The organism is Streptomyces sp. 2131.1 (genome assembly GCF_900105515.1).
GTDB classification, from domain to species: Bacteria; Actinomycetota; Actinomycetes; order Streptomycetales; family Streptomycetaceae; genus Streptomyces; species Streptomyces drozdowiczii.
Genome location: NZ_FNSY01000001.1, coordinates 3,164,314 through 3,181,042, shown reverse-complemented (window position 1 = coordinate 3,181,042; position 16,729 = coordinate 3,164,314). Strand labels below are relative to the sequence as shown.

Here is a 16,729-nt window from a genome sequence, read left to right as displayed (position 1 = left end):
GCCGGGACGGCGGGTGGGCACATTTCGGATGGTCCGGTCGTTGTCCCGGTACCTTGGCCGCGAGGCGCTATCCACTGACTAGGCGGTGCACATCATGTTGCTCGAAGGCTTCAACTCGTTCCTCGGGCTGATCTACACGGCCATGCTCGTCCTCGCCGTGGTCGCGCTGGTCATGGCCCTGATGGCCCGGGAGGACGCCTACCGCGCCGCGGACAAGCAGAAGAAGTCGTTCTGGCTGATCATCCTCGGCGTCGCGGTGGCGGTGAACCTCTGGGTGCCCTTCCTCTTCCTCCAGCTCGCCGGGCTGATCGCCAGCATCGTCTTCTTCGTGGACGTGCGGCCGGCCCTCAAGGCCGTCTCCGGCGGTGGCCGCCGGCGCGGCGGCTCCAGCAGCGACGGTCCGTACGGCCCCTACAACGGCGGGCGCTGAACCCCCGCAGGTGCGGCCAGGCCGGGGCGCGGGCGCGGGATGTTCAACGTCCGTCCGCCGCCCGCGGTCCGGGGGCGGGCGGTCTCCTCGTCGCGGTCGAGCAGGAGGACCGCGACGTCGTCGGTCAGCTCGCCGCCGTTCAGCTCCCGCACCTGGGTGACCGCGGCCTCCAGCAGGTCCTCGCCGGTCAGCCCGTCGGCCAGCTGCCGGTTGACCATCGCGACCATGCCGTCCTGGCCCAGCCGCTGCGTACCGTCGCCGACGCGGCCCTCGATCAGGCCGTCCGTGTACATCATGAGGCTCCAGGAACCGCCCAGCTCCACCTGCCGGCGCGGCCACCGCGCACGTGGGAGCAGGCCCAGGGCCGGTCCGCCGTCCTCGTACGGGAGCAGCTGCGCGGGCCGTCCCCGACGGGTGATCAGCGGTGCGGGGTGACCTGCCAGGCACAGGCCCGCGCGGCGGCCGTCCGGGGCGATGTCCACGGTGCAGAGCGTCGCGAAGATCTCCTCGCTCTCCCGCTCGTGCTCCAGGACCTGCTGGAGCGTGGACAGCAACTCGTCGCCGCACAGCCCCGCCAGCGTCAACGCCCGCCAGGCTATGCGCAGTTCCACGCCGAGCGCCGCCTCGTCCGGGCCGTGCCCGCAGACGTCGCCGATCATCGCGTGGACCGTGCCGTCCGGGGTGCGGACCGTGTCGTAGAAGTCCCCGCCGAGCAGCGCGCGGCTGCGGCCCGGGCGGTAACGCGCCGCGAAGCGCAGGTCGGAGCCGTCGAGCAGCGGGGTGGGGAGCAGCCCGCGTTCCAGCCGGGCGTTCTCCTGGGCGCGCAGCCGGGACTCGGTGAGCTGGTGCTGCGCCACGTCGGCGCGTTTGCGCTCCACGGCGTAGCGGATGGCCCGGCTGAGCAGCCTGCTGTCCAGCTCGCCCCGGAACAGGTAGTCCTGCGCGCCCACCCGGACCGCCTCGGCGGCCAGCTCGGCGTCGTCCTCCGCGGTGAGGGCGAGCACGGCGTGCCGGGGCGCGATCCGCAGCACGTGCTTGAGCGTGGCGAGCCCGTCCTCCTCGCCGTCCCGGTCGCCGCGCGTCTCCGTGCCGGCCGGCAGGGCCAGGTCCAGCAGGATGCAGTCCACGTCGTCGGTGAGGAGCCGGCCGGCCTCGGTGAGGTTGCGGGCGGCACGGATACGGACCCGGGCACCGGCCGCGACGGAGAGCTCCGGAGCGGTGAAGGTGCCCGCGGGGTCGTCCTCGATCACCAGGAGCGTGAGGCCGGTGCCGGAGCTGGTCTCCTCGGCGGGCGCGGAACACTGCTGCGGTACGGGTACGGGCATCGGTTCGGGTTTCCTTCCCTCCCCCGAGGGCGCGGCGGAACGACGAACGACGTTCCGCCAGACGGGGACCATAGCGTTACGGCCCGCACGAACGGAATGCCGACCCGCGGGCGCCGTCCGGCATACGCACCGCCATAAGCCGCGTCCCACCACGGATCAGGCACGCTGCGCCGCGATACGGGGGCCGCACCGACATGACAAAGGTCACGCGGCCCGTGACGCGCGAAGTGGCCCGCCTCACGCGGGGTTGGGGGCGCCGCCGCAGTCCGCTTGGGCCCCGGCCGGTCCGCCGGGGCACGACCCGGTCCGCCGGGGGGCGCCGCCGCCCGGCGCACCAGCCCCCGGCGCACCCGCGCCCGCGGCGCACCGCCACGGCTCGCCGTCCGTCCGAGGACTACGCGTCGGGCCGGACCACGCCGAGTATCTGCATCGAGCCGGCGCCCGCCAGAGTGACGTCGCGGCCGGGGCGCGGGGCGTGGACGATCCGGCCGTCGCCCACGTACATGCCGACGTGCGTGGCGTCCGCGTGGTAGATGATCAGGTCGCCGGGGCGCATGTCCTTGATCTCGATGTGGGGGAGCAGGCGCCACTGTTCCTGCGAGGTGCGCGGGATCGGGCGGCCCGCCGCCGCCCATGCCTGGGACGTGAGCCCGGAGCAGTCGTACGACTTGGGGCCCTCCGCGCCCCACACGTACGGCTTGCCGATCTGCGCGGTCGCGAAGGCCACTGCCTTCTTGCCGAGCGGGCTCGCCTCGCGGTTGATCTCCTTCAGCGCTCCGGAGCCGAGCCAGGTGGTCTGGGCCCGGTTCGCCTCCTCCTGCTCCATCTTGAGGAGCCGGGCGCGCTCCTCCTTCTCCAGCCGCGACTCCAGCTTCTTCGCCGCCGCTATCTGCGCGTTGATCTTCTTCTTCGCCTTGGCCTGCTTGACCCGGTTCGCCTCGAGCTTGGCCCAGTTGGTGTTGGCGTCCTTGGTGTAGGTCTCCAAGTCCTCCTGCGACCTGGTCAGTTGTCCCAGGAGTCCCTTGGTGGCCTGCTGGCCCTGGCGGGCGCGGCTGATCCCGTCGAGGAAGAGCTGCGGGTCGCCGCTGAGCATGAGCTGTGCGCCGGGCGGCAGTCCGGCGTTGCGGTACTGCTCGCGGGCCTGGGCGCCCGCCCGGCTCTTGAGGTCGGCGATCTTCGCCTGGCCCTCGGCTATGGCCTGCGTCAGCTCGACGAGCTCGCCCGACTGCTTCTTCGCCTTCTCCTCGGCGAGGTTGTACGCGTCCGTGGCGGCGCCCGCCTTGAGGTACAGCTCGTCGATCTCGGCCCGCACCTCTTCGAGGGTCTTCCCGCCGGATCCCGTGGCCGTGACGGCGGCGTCGGGTCCGTCCGCTCCGGGCGGTGCCGGGGCGGCGAACGCCTGGGCGGGCGAGGCGAGGACCGCCAGCGCGCAGACCAGAGTGATCGCGGCGGCTCCACAGTGACGTCGGTACACGAGCTCCCCCTCCGAGCAGTTCCCAACTGTTCGAGCAGTCCCAACAATCTGATTAACCGTCAGTAACATGTGGTCTCGACGAGATCGTGCCATGCCGTACCGAAAAGCAACAGAGGCAGACACATCCCGGCCTACGGGCACCACTTCGCTGATTCGTCACTCCCCGCCAACCCCACCCCATCGGTGCTCCACAGACTCCGACGAACGGTGCCAGTCCGCCGTTCCCACCGAACGGGTGAATCCCGGTGCGACGGGGGCGCACCGTGGCATCGCGGATACGCGCCCCCTCACGACCCCCCGGGCTTCAGCGCCGCCCACTCCACCGTGACCTCGCCCTGGCGCCACCGACGTACCCCGTCCGTCAGCGGCCAGTCGCCGGACAGCGCCCGCACCGCCGTGATCCAGCGCTGCCGGGCACCCAGTGACGCGTACGGCGCCGCGGCCGCCCACGCGCGGTCGAAGTCGCGCAGGAACGCGTGCACCCGCTCGCCCGGGACATTGCGGTGGATCAGTGCCTTCGGCAGCCGCTCGGCGAGATCGGACGGGCGGTCCAGCGAGCCGAGCCGGGTCGCGAACGTCACCGTGCGCGGCCCCTCCGGCCCCAGGGCCACCCACACGTGCCGGCGCCCGATCTCGTCGCAGGTGCCCTCCACCAGCAGTCCGTCCGGGGTCAGCCGGTCGCACAGCCGCTGCCAGACGGCCGCCACCTCGGCCTCGTCGTACTGGCGCAGCACGTTCGCCGCGCGGATCAGCACCGGCCGTTCCGGCAGCGGGATCTCGAAGCCGCCGTGCCGGAAGGTGAGGCCGTCGCGCACGTACGGCTGCGCGGCGGCCACCCGCTCGGGGGAGATCTCGATTCCGACCACCGTCGTGCGCGGCTCGGCGGTGCGCAGGCGCTCCAGCAGCTCGACGGCGGTCCAGGGGGCGGCGCCGTAACCGAGGTCGACGGCGACGGGGGAGTCGGCGCGGCGCAGGGCGGGGCCGTGCGTGGCGGCGATCCAGCGGTCCATGCGGCGCAGCCGGTTCGGGTTGGTGGTCCCGCGGGTCGCGGTGCCGATCGGGCGCATGACACAGAGCGTAACGATCCGGGCGGATGCGGGCGCAGGGCGGGCAGCAGAGCATCGTGACGACACGCCGCGTGTACACCGTAATGATTTGGCAAAGCGGAAATGAAAGGAGGGATTCCGCTGTTCCCCACCTTCGAAGGGACCGTGCGCCCCTTCGGTGCCATGCCGTGAACCATGCCGGCACCGGGGCCCAGCGAGGAGGACGGACGACGTGACCCAGTACGTCTCTCGGCTCGGCAGCAGTCGTGGCGCACCGCGTCTCAGGTTCCCCGCAGGACTCACCGGCTCCTTCACCGCCGGTCACCGCAGGCCCCGCCGCATCGCGATGCTCTCCGTGCACACCTCCCCGCTGCACCAGCCGGGGACGGGCGACGCCGGTGGCATGAACGTGTACATCGTGGAGCTGGCCAAGCGGCTCGCGGCCATCAACATCGAGGTCGAGATCTTCACGCGCTCCACCACCGGCGGCCTGCCCGCCGCCGTGGAGCTGGCGCCCGGCGTCCTCGTCCGGCACGTCGACGCGGGACCGTACGAGGGCCTGGCCAAGGAGGAGCTGCCCGCCCAGCTCTGCGCCTTCACGCACGGCGTGATGCAGGCGTGGGCCGGCCAGCGCCCCGGCTACTACGACCTCGTCCATTCCCACTACTGGCTCTCCGGACACGTAGGCTGGCTCGCCGCGCAGCGCTGGGGCGTTCCCCTCGTGCACGCCATGCACACCATGGCCAAGGTCAAGAATGCCGCGCTCGCCGAGGGCGACACCCCCGAGCCCGCCGCCCGGGTCATCGGCGAGACACAGATCGTCGACGCGGCCGACCGGCTGATCGCGAACACCGCCGAGGAGGCCGACGAGCTCGTCCGCTTCTACGACGCCGATCCGCACGCCGTCGCGGTCGTCCACCCCGGGGTCAACCTCGACCGCTTCCGCCCCGCCGACGGCCGCGCCGCCGCCCGCGACCGCCTGGGTCTGCCGCAGGACGCGCTGATCCCCCTCTTCGCCGGCCGCATACAGCCGCTGAAGGCCCCGGACGTGCTGCTGCGCGCCGTCGCCGTGCTGCTCGACCGCGACCCGTCGCTCCGCTCACGGATCGTCGTGCCCGTCGTCGGCGGCCCCAGCGGCAGCGGCCTCGCCAAGCCGGAGGGGCTTCAGAAGCTCGCGGCCCGGCTGGGCATCGCGGACGTCGTACGGTTCCACCCGCCGGTCGGGCAGGACCAGCTCGCCGACTGGTTCCGGGCCGCGTCCGTGCTGGTCATGCCCTCCTACAGCGAGTCCTTCGGCCTGGTCGCGGTCGAGGCCCAGGCGGCCGGGACGCCGGTCGTCGCGGCGGCCGTGGGCGGCCTCCCGGTGGCCGTGCGCGACGGGGTCAGCGGCTTTCTCGTCCCGGGGCACGACCCGGCGGCGTACGCGCAGGCGCTGGAGCGGTTCGCCGCGGCGCCCGAGCTCGTCGCCCGGATGGGCGGGGCGGCGGCGGAGCACGCCCAGCGGTTCGGCTGGGACACGGCGGCGGCCGCCACCGCCGAGGTGTACACGGAGGCGATCCAGGAACACCGCAGGCGGACCCGCACCCGCCACGTGTGACCTCGCGCCCTTCCCGCACCCGGCACAGGTGAAACCGCGCGCCCCCGCCCCGGACCGCGCGCCCTTACCGGCTGACGTACGCTCGAAACATGGCTGACGCACCCGTACCGGCGAAGAACGAGGTCACCCGGGCCGCCCAGGTCCTCGAAGCGGCCCTCGCGGATGCCGGGCTCGACTGGGAGAGCCCCGCGCCGGGCAATTACGTCGTCCAGCTCCCCGGCACCCGGAAGCTCGCCACCACCTGCTCCCTGATCGTGGGCGCCCACAGCCTCTCGCTCAACGCGTTCGTCATCCGGCACCCGGACGAGAACGACGCGGCGGTGCACCGCTGGCTGCTGGAGCGCAACCTGCGCCTGTTCGGCGTGAGTTACGCCATCGACCCGCTCGGGGACATCTACCTCACCGGCAAGCTGCCGCTCTCCGTGGTGACGCCCGAAGAGGTGGACCGGCTGCTCGGCTCCGTACTGGAGGCCGCCGACGGAGCCTTCAACTCCCTGCTGGAGATCGGTTTCGCGACCGCGATCCGCAAGGAGTACGCCTGGCGGGTGTCCCGCGGCGAGTCCACCCGTAACCTCGACGCCTTCGCGCACCTGACCAGGCGTACCGAGAGCTGATCCCGCGTCACTCCCGCCCGCGCGGCGCGGACTCGATCTCCGTCAGCGCGGCCTCCAGGCGGGGCGCGACCTCGTTCCAGGTCCACTCCAGCCGGTCTCCGGACGTGGAGCGCGGCACGGTCTCCACCAGCATGATCAGATACAGATACGCCCGGTAGAGCGCGAGCCGCAGCCGCAGCGAGCCGTCGAACTCCACCGGACCGCCCGGCGCCGCCTCCCCGTACCCGGCGAGGAAGTCCTTGTCGTCCGCGATGTCCCCGAACAGGGCGAGCGAGACGAAGTCGGCGGCCGGGTCGCCCCAGAACATCCGCTCCCCGTCGATGACCCCGCCCACCCGGCGTTCCCCGGGACCGCCGGTGACCAGGATGTTCCCCTGCCACAGGTCGAAGTGGACCAGCGCGGGCCGGGTCACGTCGTCCAGCACGTACGAGACCGCGCCGAGCACGGCACCGATGTCCGCCGCAGTACGGGGCAGCCGCGCCGCGTACCTCCGCGCGTCGTCCAGGACCGCGTCCGTCATCCCCGTGAACGCCTCCCGCCAGGTGGGCGCGAGCGGACCGAGCGCGCCCGAGGGGTAGCCGAACCCGCCCGGCGAGGGCACGCCGTGCAGCCGGCCGACGATCCGCCCGAGCGCGGTGCGCAGCCGCGCCTCCTCGCCGTCGGCCATCGCACCGGTCAGCTCGTGCCAGGGCTGTCCCGGGCGCGCGGTCATGACCACGTACGCCCCCGCGGGAGCGGCCGGGGCCGGCTCGGCGCGTACCACGGCGGGCACGGCGGTCTCCTCGGCGAGCGAGGCGCAGGCGTCGTAGTACGTCACCTCGTTGACGAGCAGGTCGTGTTCGTACGACAGGCACACCCCGGAGTTCGGAGGCGGCGTCTTCACCACCCACTCCCGGCCGTCCGTCAGGCGGACGCGGGTGACGGCGTTGTACGTGCCCCCGGTGAGCGGTTCGCGTGAGGCGACCGCGTCGGGTGGTATGCCCAATGAGCCCAGCACATCGGAGAGAACGGAATCGATCGCCACGGACTGCCTCCCCCTGAACCGTGTGCGCGAAGTGATCACGACGTCGTCACGATCACCTGCGATGCCCACGGTAAAGGTTTGCTGAACCACAGCGGGCTCATAGAGTTGGATCACCCCCACGCACCCCCATTCACAGCCGCGCCGAACCCGGCGGGGCTGCTCTCGTGCGGGCGAAACACTTTGAGACAGAAGGACGGGCCATGCGACCCACTGCCATACGCCGTACCGCCGTTGCCGCCACTGTGATGTCCCTGGCCCTGCTCACCGCGGCCTGTGGTTCGGACGGCGACGACAAGGACGGCGGCAAGGCGGCCGGCTCCTCGGCCCAGCCGTCCGAGAAGGGCGCGGACAAGGGCGCCGACCAGGCGTCCGCGAAGGCGCTGTCCGCGGCCGAGCTGGAGAAGGTCTCGCTGGCGCAGGGCGACGTCAAGGGTCACAAGATCACCAAGGCGGGTCCGGCCGACGCGGTCGACGCCAAGGACGTGACCGCGGACAAGGCCGCCTGCGACGTCTTCGGCGACCTGCTGATGGGCGCCAAGGCCGGTTCGCCCGCGGCCTCCACGCAGCGCAAGGCGGCCAGTGAGCCGAAGAAGGGCGCGGACAAGGACACCGCGGACCCGGAGGAGGCGTTCAAGGCCGCCTTCGACATCACGACCACGCTGACCACGCTCGCCTCGTACGACGGCAAGGGCGCCGAGGAGGCGCTGGCCTCGCTGCGCACCGCCGCGACGGAGTGCGCGGGCGGCTTCGCGCTCACCGTCGCCGGGGACAAGCAGAAGGTCACCAAGATCACCGAGGAGCAGGTCGAGGGCGGCGAGGAGGCGGCGGCCTGGACCGTGGGCGTGGAGTCGGGCGGCGACAAGATGACCTTCAAGCTCACCGCTCTGCGCCAGGGCACCACGCTCGCCTCGTTCAGCTCGATGAACCTCGCAGCCATGGACGGTGGCGGCGACTACGACCTGCCGACCGCGGTGATCGGCGCACAGGCGAAGAAGCTCGCCTGACCCGGAGCCTGACCCGGAGTCAGGGCAGCGGGACGAGCCGTACGACGGTGACGGTCAGGACCGATCCGGAGACGTAGTAGAGCACGATCGCCCCGGCTACCGTCGCCTCACGGCGATCGTGCTCCCCCTTCACGGCGGTCGACCCGTGCCCGTACGGCTCGACTCCCAGGGTCACCGCCATCCGGTCCCGGAAGGTGTCACCGTCCCCCATCTTGGCCAGGGTGTCGTCGGCGGGCGGCGCGTAGGAGATCCGGAAGCTCAAGCGACGCTCCGCCTCTCGGCCTCGTCGCGCGCCAGCCGGTCCAGGATCCGTTCGGCCTCCGGATCGGGCACGGCCTCCAGCATCCAGTGCCGCATCACGGCCTGGATCTCGTGCACCCCGGCCTCGTTGATCGCCCGCTCGAACTCCGCCCGCCGCTCCTCGGGCAATGCGTCACGGATCGCCGGAATGCTGTTGGGCACCTCGACCTCGGCACCCCCGACAAAGGTCTTCAACGGCTCACCCATGACCGCCCTCCCGCTCTTCCCCGCGTGGGGTCAGGGTACGGGGGCGGGGTGACGGGCGTCACTTCCGCCTGCGCCACCACCGGGTCGGGGCGGGCGCCGCGACATCGGCGTCGTCAGCGGGTCGCTGCGACAGATCCCGTACGGCTGTACGTATGTGATCGAAGGTAGCCACGGGATGACGCGTCGTCTCGCCTTCGCCTTCGGCGGGCAACAGCACACCGAGACACACGAGCTTGAAGCTGCGGTCCGCCAGGTGGAGCCCGACGAAGACCGGCGCCCCGGCGCATCCTTGGGGTGCGTGCCCGTGCCATACGAACTCACGGCCGTCACCGCTGCGCGCGACTTCCCCGATGACCACGGCCTGTTCGCGCTGCGTGCGGTCCGGCCCCACGTCGTGGCCCAGCGCGTACGCCGGCAAGGGACCGTCGTCCAGCAGTGCGATGTCCTCCGGCTTCGCGGCGATGCCGTCGGTGATCTCGTCGGTCGCCCACGCCCACTTCTTCCGCCGCGCGAGCGCGTGCAGCACGGCGGCGGGCAGGACCGAGACGCCGGAGTCGCCGAGCGGTATCCAGCCTTCCTGGAACCGCGGCATCATCAGGCCGTTCGCGCTCATGGGCGTGTCCGACAGCTCGGGCCGCAGCCGTATCTCGGCGAGGTCGTACCGGGTCGACGCCCCCGCGGTCATGAGGTACCGCACGTACGTCTCGCTGTCGTCGTCCTCGGACACCAGATCGTTGAACCAGAACGCCGTCCCGAAGGAATCCCCGCGGTGGGCCTGCTGATACGGCAGCGTCGAGCGGCGGCAGTTGTCGAGGATCGCTTCGATGGTGGACCGGTGATCGGCCGTCTGTTCGGGCACGGGGCCGAACCTATGCGAGGAAGCCGGTGCTCCGCAGTACCACGCGAGAAGGCCCCCGCCTGACGGTGCAGGTCGGGGGCCTTCTCGGGGGCGGGTGCTACTTCTTGCCCTGGTTCTTCACGGCCTCGATGGCCGCCTGGGCGGCGTCCGCGTCGAGGTAGGTGCCGCCCGGGTTCAGGGGGCGGAAGTCCGCGTCGAGCTCGTAGGTGAGCGGGATGCCCGTGGGGATGTTCAGGCCCGCGATGTCGGCGTCGGAGACGCCGTCGAGGTGCTTGACCAGGGCGCGGAGGCTGTTGCCGTGGGCGGCGACCAGGACCGTGCGGCCGGTCAGGAGGTCCGGGACGATGCTGTCGTACCAGTACGGCAGCATGCGGGTGACGACGTCCTTGAGGCACTCCGTGCGCGGGCGCAGCTCCGGCGGGATCGTCGCGTAACGCGCGTCGTCGCTCTGGGAGAACTCGGTGCCGTCCTCCAGCGGGGGCGGCGGGGTGTCGTACGAGCGGCGCCAGAGCATGAACTGCTCCTCGCCGAACTCGGCGAGCGTCTGGGCCTTGTCCTTGCCCTGGAGGGCGCCGTAGTGGCGCTCGTTCAGCCGCCAGGAGCGGTGGACGGGGATCCAGTGGCGGTCCGCGGCCTCCAGCGCGAGCTGGGCGGTGCGGATGGCGCGCTTCTGGAGCGAGGTGTGCAGCACGTCGGGGAGCAGGCCGGCGTCCTTCAGCAGCTCACCGCCGCGGACCGCCTCCTTCTCGCCCTTCTCGGTGAGGTTGACGTCCACCCAACCGGTGAACAGGTTCTTCGCGTTCCATTCGCTCTCGCCGTGGCGGAGGAGGATCAGCTTGTACGGTGCGTCGGCCATGAGTCCGAGCGTAATCGAACCCGTCCGAGCGGCGCGCGACCGGTCACAGGGCGGACAGGCCGGGCGGGGCGGTGGGGCTCTCTCCGACGTTTGACGGGGACCGTCAATTGAGTGGCAGCGGAGCCCCGCGGATTCGTAATGTTCGGATCGCCGGTGGGCCGCTTACCTCCCCGGCGTCATCCGTCGTACGTCCCTGGGGGGAACCCGTATGTCTGCCACCGGTCTCGGACGGGCCACCCGGGCCACCAGGGAAACGGTCTCCGGTCTCCCCAGGGAGTTCTGGTGGCTGTGGACCAGCACGCTGGTCAACCGCCTCGGGGCGTTCGTCGCCACCTTCATGGCCCTCTACCTGACCCTGGACCGCGGCTACTCCGCCTCGTACGCCGGTCTGGTCGCCGCCCTGCACGGCCTCGGCGGGGTCGTCTCCTCGCTCGGGGCCGGGGTGATGACGGACCGTTTCGGGCGGCGGCCCACGATGCTCGCCGCCCAGCTCTCCACCGCCGCGGCGGTCGCCGTGCTCGGGTTCATGTCGCATCCGGTGGCCATCGCAGGCGTCGCCTTCCTCGTCGGCATGGCGAGCAACGCCTCGCGCCCGGCGGTCCAGGCGATGATCGCCGACATCGTCCCCGCCGAGGACCGGGTGCGGGCCTTCTCGCTCAACTACTGGGCCATCAACCTCGGTTTCGCGGTCTCCTCGGCCGGCGCCGGGTTCGTCGCCGAGTACAGCTACCTCGCGGGCTTCCTCGGCGAGGCCGCGATGACCCTGGTCTGCGCGATCGTGGTCTTCCTGAAGGTGCCGGAGTCCCGTCCGGAGCGGCCGGGCGCGCCCACGGCGGGCGGTGTCCCGTCCGACGACGGCGTACGGCTCTCCACCGTGCTGCGCGACGGCCGGTTCATGGGCGTCGTCGGCCTGTCGTTCGTGATCGCGCTCATCTTCCAGCAGGGTTACGTGGGCCTGCCGGTGGCCATGGGCGCCGACGGGCTCAGCAGCTCCGACTTCGGTACGGCGATCGCGGTCAACGGCGTCCTCATCGTCGCGCTCCAGATCCCCGTCACCCGGTTCATCCAGGGCCGAGACCCGCGTCGGCTGCTCGTCGTCTCCTCGGTGTTCGCGGGGTACGGCTTCGGGCTGACCGCCTTCGCCGGCTCGGTCGGGGTGTACGCGCTGACGATCTGCGTGTGGACCGTCGCCGAGATCATCAACGCGCCCGTGCAGAACGGCCTGGTCGTCCAGCTCTCCCCGGCGCACGGCCGGGGCCGCTACCAGGGCATGTACACCCTGTCCTGGTCGGCCGCCGCGCTCGTCGCCCCCCTGATGTCCGGCGTGGTCATCGACCACTTCGGCGCCGGGTGGCTCTGGGCGACCTGCGCGCTGCTGGGCACCGTGGCCGCCGCCGGCTACTGGCTGCTGATGCGCGGCCTGCCGGCGGGGACGGACGCGACGAAGGAGCCCTCCGTGGCGCAGGCGATCGCCGCGACGGAGATCGCCGCGGCGACGGAGACCGCCCCGGTGGCCCCGCAGGACACCGGCGTACGGGTCACGAAGGCGGAGGCGTCGCCCTCGTAACCCGTACGGCCCAACGGCTCGCGACCGGTCAGGCGTCAGCCCGAGCAGCCCCCGCACTGGCACGGCGCACCGGACTGGCAGCCGCACCCGCAGCCCGAGCCGCAGCCGCAGGCGCCCAGCACGGTCAGGTGCACCACCTCGACGGGGGCCTCCTGCTCGGGTTCGGTCATGGGGGAATCGGCCATGGTTCCTCCTCAAGGCGTACGACAGGGCCGCACGCCCGCACGGGGCCCGCGACCGGGGCGTACGGACAGGTCGTGCCGCCCCACCCCATTGCATGCCCACCCGGACGGGCGCATCAACGGCGCACACGCGCAGGAACGCATGTGCGAGCCGTGCGCGCGGGCGTGCGCCTCACCGTCCCGCGCCCCGCCCTTCCCGCGCAGGGATCCTCTCAAGCCCCGTCCACCGGGGTGGGCTGCTGGATCTCGTCGGCGTGCTCGCCCGTCACCAGGTAGACCACCCGCTTGGCCACCGACACCGCGTGGTCGGCGAACCGCTCGTAGTAGCGGCCGAGCAGCGTCACGTCGACGGCCGTCTCGATGCCGTGCTTCCAGCGGTCGTCCATCAGGTGCCGGAACAGCGCGCGGTGCAGCAGGTCCATCTCGTCGTCGTCCTGCTCCAGCTGGAGCGCCAGGTCGACGTCCTTGGTGACGATCACCTCCGCCGCCTTCGCCATCAGGCGCTGCGCGAGCTGCCCCATCTCCAGGATCGTGGCGTGCAGGTCGTGCGGGACCGCGGACTGCGGGAACCGCAGCCGGGCCAGCTTCGCGACGTGCTGCGCCAGGTCGCCCGAGCGCTCCAGGTCCGCGCTCATCCGCAGCGACGTCACCACGATCCGCAGATCCGTCGCCACCGGCTGCTGGCGCGCCAGCAGGGCGATGGCCCGCGCCTCCAGCTCGTGCTGGAGGTCGTCCACCTTCTGATCGGCGGCGATCACCGACTCCGCGAGCTTGAGATCGGCGTCGAGCATCGACGTCGTCGCCCGGCCTATCGCCGACCCGACGAGCCTGGCCATCTCGACCAGGTCCTCTCCGATCGAGTCGAGTTCCTCGTGGTACGCGTCACGCATGGGATGTCCCTCTCCAGTCCTTGACCGAGGCCGGGGCCCGCCGACGACCGGCTCCGAACCCCACGACGCCACCGTGACCGGCGTACGCGTCGGATTCCGACCGGCCAAGTGAACCGTCGCTTGCCCCTCGGTGAACTCTGGGCGACGAGTGGCCGAGGAGGCGCCCGCACCGCTGGGAGTGTGTCCGAGGTGCCGCATAACCTGGGCACATGGACGTGAACGCGGCGGTCGCCGCAGCTGCCGCGATCGCCGGTGTCGGAACCGGTGTGATCGCCATGCTGGCGTTCCGCTGGAGCGAGCGCGACCAGAAGAAGCCGACGCGCATCTCCCCGCGGCCCGACAGCAACGCCCCGCTCCCCCCGGGCGTCGACACGGTCCTGTCCGTGCTCAGCTCCTCCGCGGTCGTGCTCGACGAGAGCGACAGCGTCGTCAAGGCCAGCTCCGCCGCGTACGCGCTGGGGCTCGTCCGGGGCGGCCGCCTCGCCGTCGAGCCGATGCTCAACATGGCGCGGGACACCCGCCGCGACGGCGAGATACGCCAGGTCGAACTGGACCTCCCGCGCCGCGGCACGGGCCGGGGCGAGGCGCTGGCCGTCTCCGCCCGGGTCGCCCCGCTCGGCTCCCGGCTGGTCCTGCTGCTCGTCGAGGACCTCACCGAGGCCCGTCGCATCGAGGCGGTCAGGCGCGACTTCGTCGCCAACGTCAGCCATGAGCTCAAGACCCCGACCGGCGCCCTGTCCCTGCTCTCGGAAGCCGTGCTCGACGCCTCCGACGACCAGGAGGCGGTGGAGCACTTCGCCCGCCGTATGCAGATCGAGGCGACCCGGCTCACCAACCTCGTCCAGGAGCTCATCGACCTCTCCCGGGTGCAGAACGACGACCCGCTGGAGGACGCCGAGCCCGTCCGCGTCGACGAACTGGTCGCCGAGGCCATCGACCGCTGCCGCCAGCAGGCCGGCTCCAAGCAGATCACCATGGCCGCCGGCGGCACCGCCGACCTGCGGATATGGGGAAACCGCGGCCAGCTGGCCGCCGCTCTCGGCAACCTCGTCGAGAACGCCGTCAACTACAGCCCCGCAGGAACCCGCGTCGGCATCGCCGCCCGCCGTGTGGTCGTGCCCGGCGGGGACGAGATCGAGATCGCCGTGACCGACCAGGGCATCGGCATCTCCGAGAAGGACCGGGAACGGGTCTTCGAACGCTTCTACCGCGTCGACCCGGCCCGCTCGCGCGCCACCGGTGGCACGGGCCTCGGCCTCGCCATCGTCAAACACGTGGCCGCCTCGCACGGCGGGGAGGTCACCGTGTGGAGCTCGGAGGGACAGGGCTCCACCTTCACCCTGCGGCTGCCCGAAGCGGGCTCCGCGCGCGACCGCGACCGTACGGCGGGCGGCCCGCTCATCGTCAACGGCGACGAGGCGTCCCACCGTGGCGCCACCCCCGACTCCTACGTACCCTTCCCTGCCCCGGAGGCCCTTCCGTGACCCGAGTGCTTGTCGTCGAGGATGAGGAATCCTTCAGCGACGTCCTGTCCTACATGCTCCGCAAGGAAGGCTTCGAGGTCGCCATCGCGGCCACCGGACCCGACGGCCTGGACGAGTTCGAGCGCAACGGCGCCGACCTCGTACTGCTCGACCTGATGCTGCCCGGGCTCCCCGGCACCGAGGTCTGCCGCCAGCTGCGCAGCCGGTCCAACGTGCCGGTGATCATGGTCACCGCCAAGGACAGCGAGATCGACAAGGTCGTCGGCCTGGAGATAGGGGCCGACGACTACGTCACCAAGCCCTTCTCCTCCCGCGAGCTCGTCGCCCGCATCCGCGCGGTGCTGCGCCGCCGCGGCGAGCCCGAGGAGGTCGCCCCCGCGGCCCTGGAAGCCGGCCCGGTCCGCATGGACGTGGACCGGCACGTCGTCACGGTCTCCGGCGGCAAGGTCGACCTGCCGCTCAAGGAGTTCGACCTGCTGGAGATGCTGCTGCGCAACGCGGGCCGGGTGCTGACCCGGATGCAGCTCATCGACCGGGTCTGGGGCGCGGACTACGTGGGCGACACCAAGACCCTCGACGTCCACGTCAAGCGCCTGCGCGCCAAGATCGAGCCGGACCCGGGCGCGCCCAGGTTCCTGGTGACGGTGCGCGGTCTGGGCTACAAGTTCGAGCCGTAGGCCGTACGCGTACGTCCGACATGGCTGAGGCGCCTCCCCGGCGGGGAAGGCGCCTCAGCCATGTGTGTACGGGCCCGGCTCAGCCGGGCCGGCCGGACTAGCTCGCCGAGGAGGAGGGCGACGCCTCGCCGGACGGGCTCTCGGAGCTGTTCGGCGACGCGGAGCCGGAGGGGGAGCCGGACGGCGAGGCGTCCGGCGTCTTCGGCGTCTCCGGGAGCGCGCTGGGGCCGAAGCCCTTGAAGTAGTGGGCCGCCGGGACGACGGAGGCGCCCAGGGAGACCTCGCCGGTGCGGCTGAACTTGAAGACAAGGGGCTGCACGTTGCCGTTCTGCGTGGCCTCGTCGCCGTTCTCGATCACGGCGGAGGCGTTGCCCTTGCCGCCGAAGACGACCCGGCCGCCGGCCGGGACGACGACCGGACCCGAGCCCTTGGCGGGGTTCAGCTGCACGGAGCCGCTGCTGCCCGTCAGGGTGATGGAGTCGAGGGTCTCCGCCTTGGAGCCGGTGTTGAACACGGTGGCGGAGACGACCGCCGGGCCCTTGGCGTCGCGCTCGGGCTGGGTGATGACGTTGACGTTCTGGATCTTGATCGTGCCGGCCGAGGTGGCGGCGTTGTCAGGCCTGACTTCGAGCGTCTGCGCGTTATTGCCCGCACCGCATGCGGTGAGCGCGGCGAACGAGAACGCGATGGCAGTGGCGGCGAGGGCGCCGTGTCGAAGGCTGCGGCTCACGGCGGCGGCAACTCCTTGAACGAGCGGACGGTGATATGGACGGGTCGGGCGGGTGGTGTAAAGCCGCCCTAAGGGTCTGTCAGCGGTCAGGTTACCGAGCCCTCCTCGCCGCCCCGCACCCGACCCGCCCCTGACGGAGCGGCGATCCCGGGCCCCGGCCGCGTACGCGCATTCGCGGGCGCTTCGCATAACGCGCTTGATCAAATTCCGGCCGCGCGTTCACCCCGTGCTTCGTGGCTGTTCACGGACGGTGGCGCATTCATTGTGCATAATCCCCGCCGCGGCCGTACGTTGATCAATTTCATTGGCCATCGGCAGTTACGCCCGAACGGGTGATCCATCTCCGAACGGGCTACGGAAACTTCAGCAACCAGAACCCGACAAATCGGGACGTTCGGCTCCTTCGGAGCGAGGCGGAGTGCGTGTAACGTCCGCGTTTCTCCGTCCCCGCACAGCCGCTCCG

Annotated in this window: 18 protein-coding genes; 7 read left to right on the top strand and 11 right to left on the bottom strand. The window is 71.7% G+C overall.

Translation table 11 applies throughout. The annotated features are described in order from the left end of the window. Positions 1-94 precede the first annotated feature (94 nt). Positions 95-430 carry a DUF2516 family protein gene (locus BLW14_RS14345; RefSeq protein WP_026242615.1) on the top strand — a complete coding sequence of 112 codons (336 nt, stop codon included), beginning with the start codon at positions 95-97 and terminating at the stop codon, positions 428-430. On the opposite strand, the gene BLW14_RS14340 is transcribed toward BLW14_RS14345, so the two are convergent. The 3 genes from BLW14_RS14340 to BLW14_RS14330 form a co-directional block, all read right to left on the bottom strand. Then, entirely contained in the window at positions 412-1,755 is a 1,344-nt protein-coding gene (locus BLW14_RS14340; protein WP_093707698.1) for a PP2C family protein-serine/threonine phosphatase, read from the bottom strand. The two genes, BLW14_RS14345 and BLW14_RS14340, sit on opposite strands and share 19 nt — an antisense overlap. A gap of 394 nt (positions 1,756-2,149) precedes the next feature. After that, positions 2,150-3,229: a C40 family peptidase gene (locus tag BLW14_RS14335; RefSeq protein WP_093707697.1), complete on the bottom strand. Its 1,080-nt coding sequence runs from the start codon at positions 3,227-3,229 to the stop codon at positions 2,150-2,152. Between the two features lie 287 nt (positions 3,230-3,516). Next, positions 3,517-4,296: a class I SAM-dependent methyltransferase gene (locus tag BLW14_RS14330; protein WP_093707696.1), complete on the bottom strand. Its 780-nt coding sequence runs from the start codon at positions 4,294-4,296 to the stop codon at positions 3,517-3,519. Between the two features lie 211 nt (positions 4,297-4,507). Here BLW14_RS14330 and mshA point away from each other — a divergent pair, with 211 nt between their 5' ends. Next, entirely contained in the window at positions 4,508-5,872 is a 1,365-nt protein-coding gene (mshA, locus tag BLW14_RS14325; protein WP_093707695.1) for a D-inositol-3-phosphate glycosyltransferase, read from the top strand. 89 nt (positions 5,873-5,961) lie between these two features. Next, on the top strand, positions 5,962-6,486 hold the full coding sequence (locus BLW14_RS14320) for a type III secretion system chaperone family protein (RefSeq protein ID WP_093707694.1): 525 nt from the start codon (positions 5,962-5,964) through the stop codon (positions 6,484-6,486). A 7-nt stretch (positions 6,487-6,493) separates the two neighbouring features. Here BLW14_RS14320 and BLW14_RS14315 read toward each other — a convergent pair whose 3' ends face one another. Continuing rightward, complete coding sequence (locus BLW14_RS14315) at positions 6,494-7,510, bottom strand: phosphotransferase family protein (RefSeq protein WP_093707693.1); 1,017 nt, start codon at positions 7,508-7,510, stop codon at positions 6,494-6,496. Positions 7,511-7,710: 200 nt separating this feature from the next. Between BLW14_RS14315 and BLW14_RS14310 the strand changes: the two genes are divergently transcribed. Beyond that, positions 7,711-8,514, top strand: coding sequence for a hypothetical protein (locus BLW14_RS14310; RefSeq protein WP_093707692.1), 804 nt, complete (start codon positions 7,711-7,713; stop codon positions 8,512-8,514). A gap of 19 nt (positions 8,515-8,533) precedes the next feature. Here BLW14_RS14310 and BLW14_RS14305 read toward each other — a convergent pair whose 3' ends face one another. From BLW14_RS14305 to BLW14_RS14290, 4 genes are all read right to left on the bottom strand, one after another. Then, positions 8,534-8,776 (bottom strand): hypothetical protein, encoded by a 243-nt coding sequence (locus tag BLW14_RS14305; protein WP_093707691.1) that lies wholly within the window; start codon positions 8,774-8,776, stop codon positions 8,534-8,536. After that, a complete protein-coding gene (locus BLW14_RS14300) occupies positions 8,773-9,021 on the bottom strand; it encodes a hypothetical protein (RefSeq protein ID WP_018519649.1) in 249 nt (82 codons plus the stop codon). The genes BLW14_RS14305 and BLW14_RS14300 overlap by 4 nt, the downstream gene beginning before the upstream one ends. Before the next feature lie 58 nt (positions 9,022-9,079). Continuing rightward, the gene (locus tag BLW14_RS14295; protein ID WP_093707690.1) at positions 9,080-9,880 is read right to left on the bottom strand and encodes a hypothetical protein; all 801 of its coding nucleotides are present in this window, start codon (positions 9,878-9,880) and stop codon (positions 9,080-9,082) included. 97 nt (positions 9,881-9,977) lie between these two features. Then, positions 9,978-10,736 (bottom strand): phosphoglyceromutase, encoded by a 759-nt coding sequence (locus BLW14_RS14290; protein ID WP_093707689.1) that lies wholly within the window; start codon positions 10,734-10,736, stop codon positions 9,978-9,980. 208 nt (positions 10,737-10,944) lie between these two features. Between BLW14_RS14290 and BLW14_RS14285 the strand changes: the two genes are divergently transcribed. Continuing rightward, entirely contained in the window at positions 10,945-12,303 is a 1,359-nt protein-coding gene (locus BLW14_RS14285; RefSeq protein WP_093707688.1) for an MDR family MFS transporter, read from the top strand. Positions 12,304-12,338: 35 nt separating this feature from the next. Here BLW14_RS14285 and BLW14_RS34485 read toward each other — a convergent pair whose 3' ends face one another. Then, positions 12,339-12,488, bottom strand: a complete 150-nt coding sequence (locus BLW14_RS34485; RefSeq protein WP_165946332.1) for a hypothetical protein — start codon at positions 12,486-12,488, stop codon at positions 12,339-12,341. Between the two features lie 209 nt (positions 12,489-12,697). Next, a complete protein-coding gene (gene phoU, locus BLW14_RS14280) occupies positions 12,698-13,375 on the bottom strand; it encodes a phosphate signaling complex protein PhoU (RefSeq protein ID WP_093707687.1) in 678 nt (225 codons plus the stop codon). A 209-nt stretch (positions 13,376-13,584) separates the two neighbouring features. Between phoU and BLW14_RS14275 the strand changes: the two genes are divergently transcribed. Together BLW14_RS14275 and BLW14_RS14270 are read left to right on the top strand one after the other, a co-directional pair. Further along, positions 13,585-14,859: a two-component system sensor histidine kinase PhoR gene (locus tag BLW14_RS14275; protein ID WP_093707686.1), complete on the top strand. Its 1,275-nt coding sequence runs from the start codon at positions 13,585-13,587 to the stop codon at positions 14,857-14,859. Beyond that, a complete protein-coding gene (locus tag BLW14_RS14270) occupies positions 14,856-15,536 on the top strand; it encodes a two-component system response regulator PhoP (RefSeq protein ID WP_018519642.1) in 681 nt (226 codons plus the stop codon). Before BLW14_RS14275 ends, BLW14_RS14270 begins: the two co-directional genes overlap by 4 nt. Positions 15,537-15,633: 97 nt before the next feature. On the opposite strand, the gene BLW14_RS14265 is transcribed toward BLW14_RS14270, so the two are convergent. Beyond that, positions 15,634-16,266 carry a DUF461 domain-containing protein gene (locus tag BLW14_RS14265; RefSeq protein WP_093707685.1) on the bottom strand — a complete coding sequence of 211 codons (633 nt, stop codon included), beginning with the start codon at positions 16,264-16,266 and terminating at the stop codon, positions 15,634-15,636. Positions 16,267-16,729: the final 463 nt, after the last annotated feature.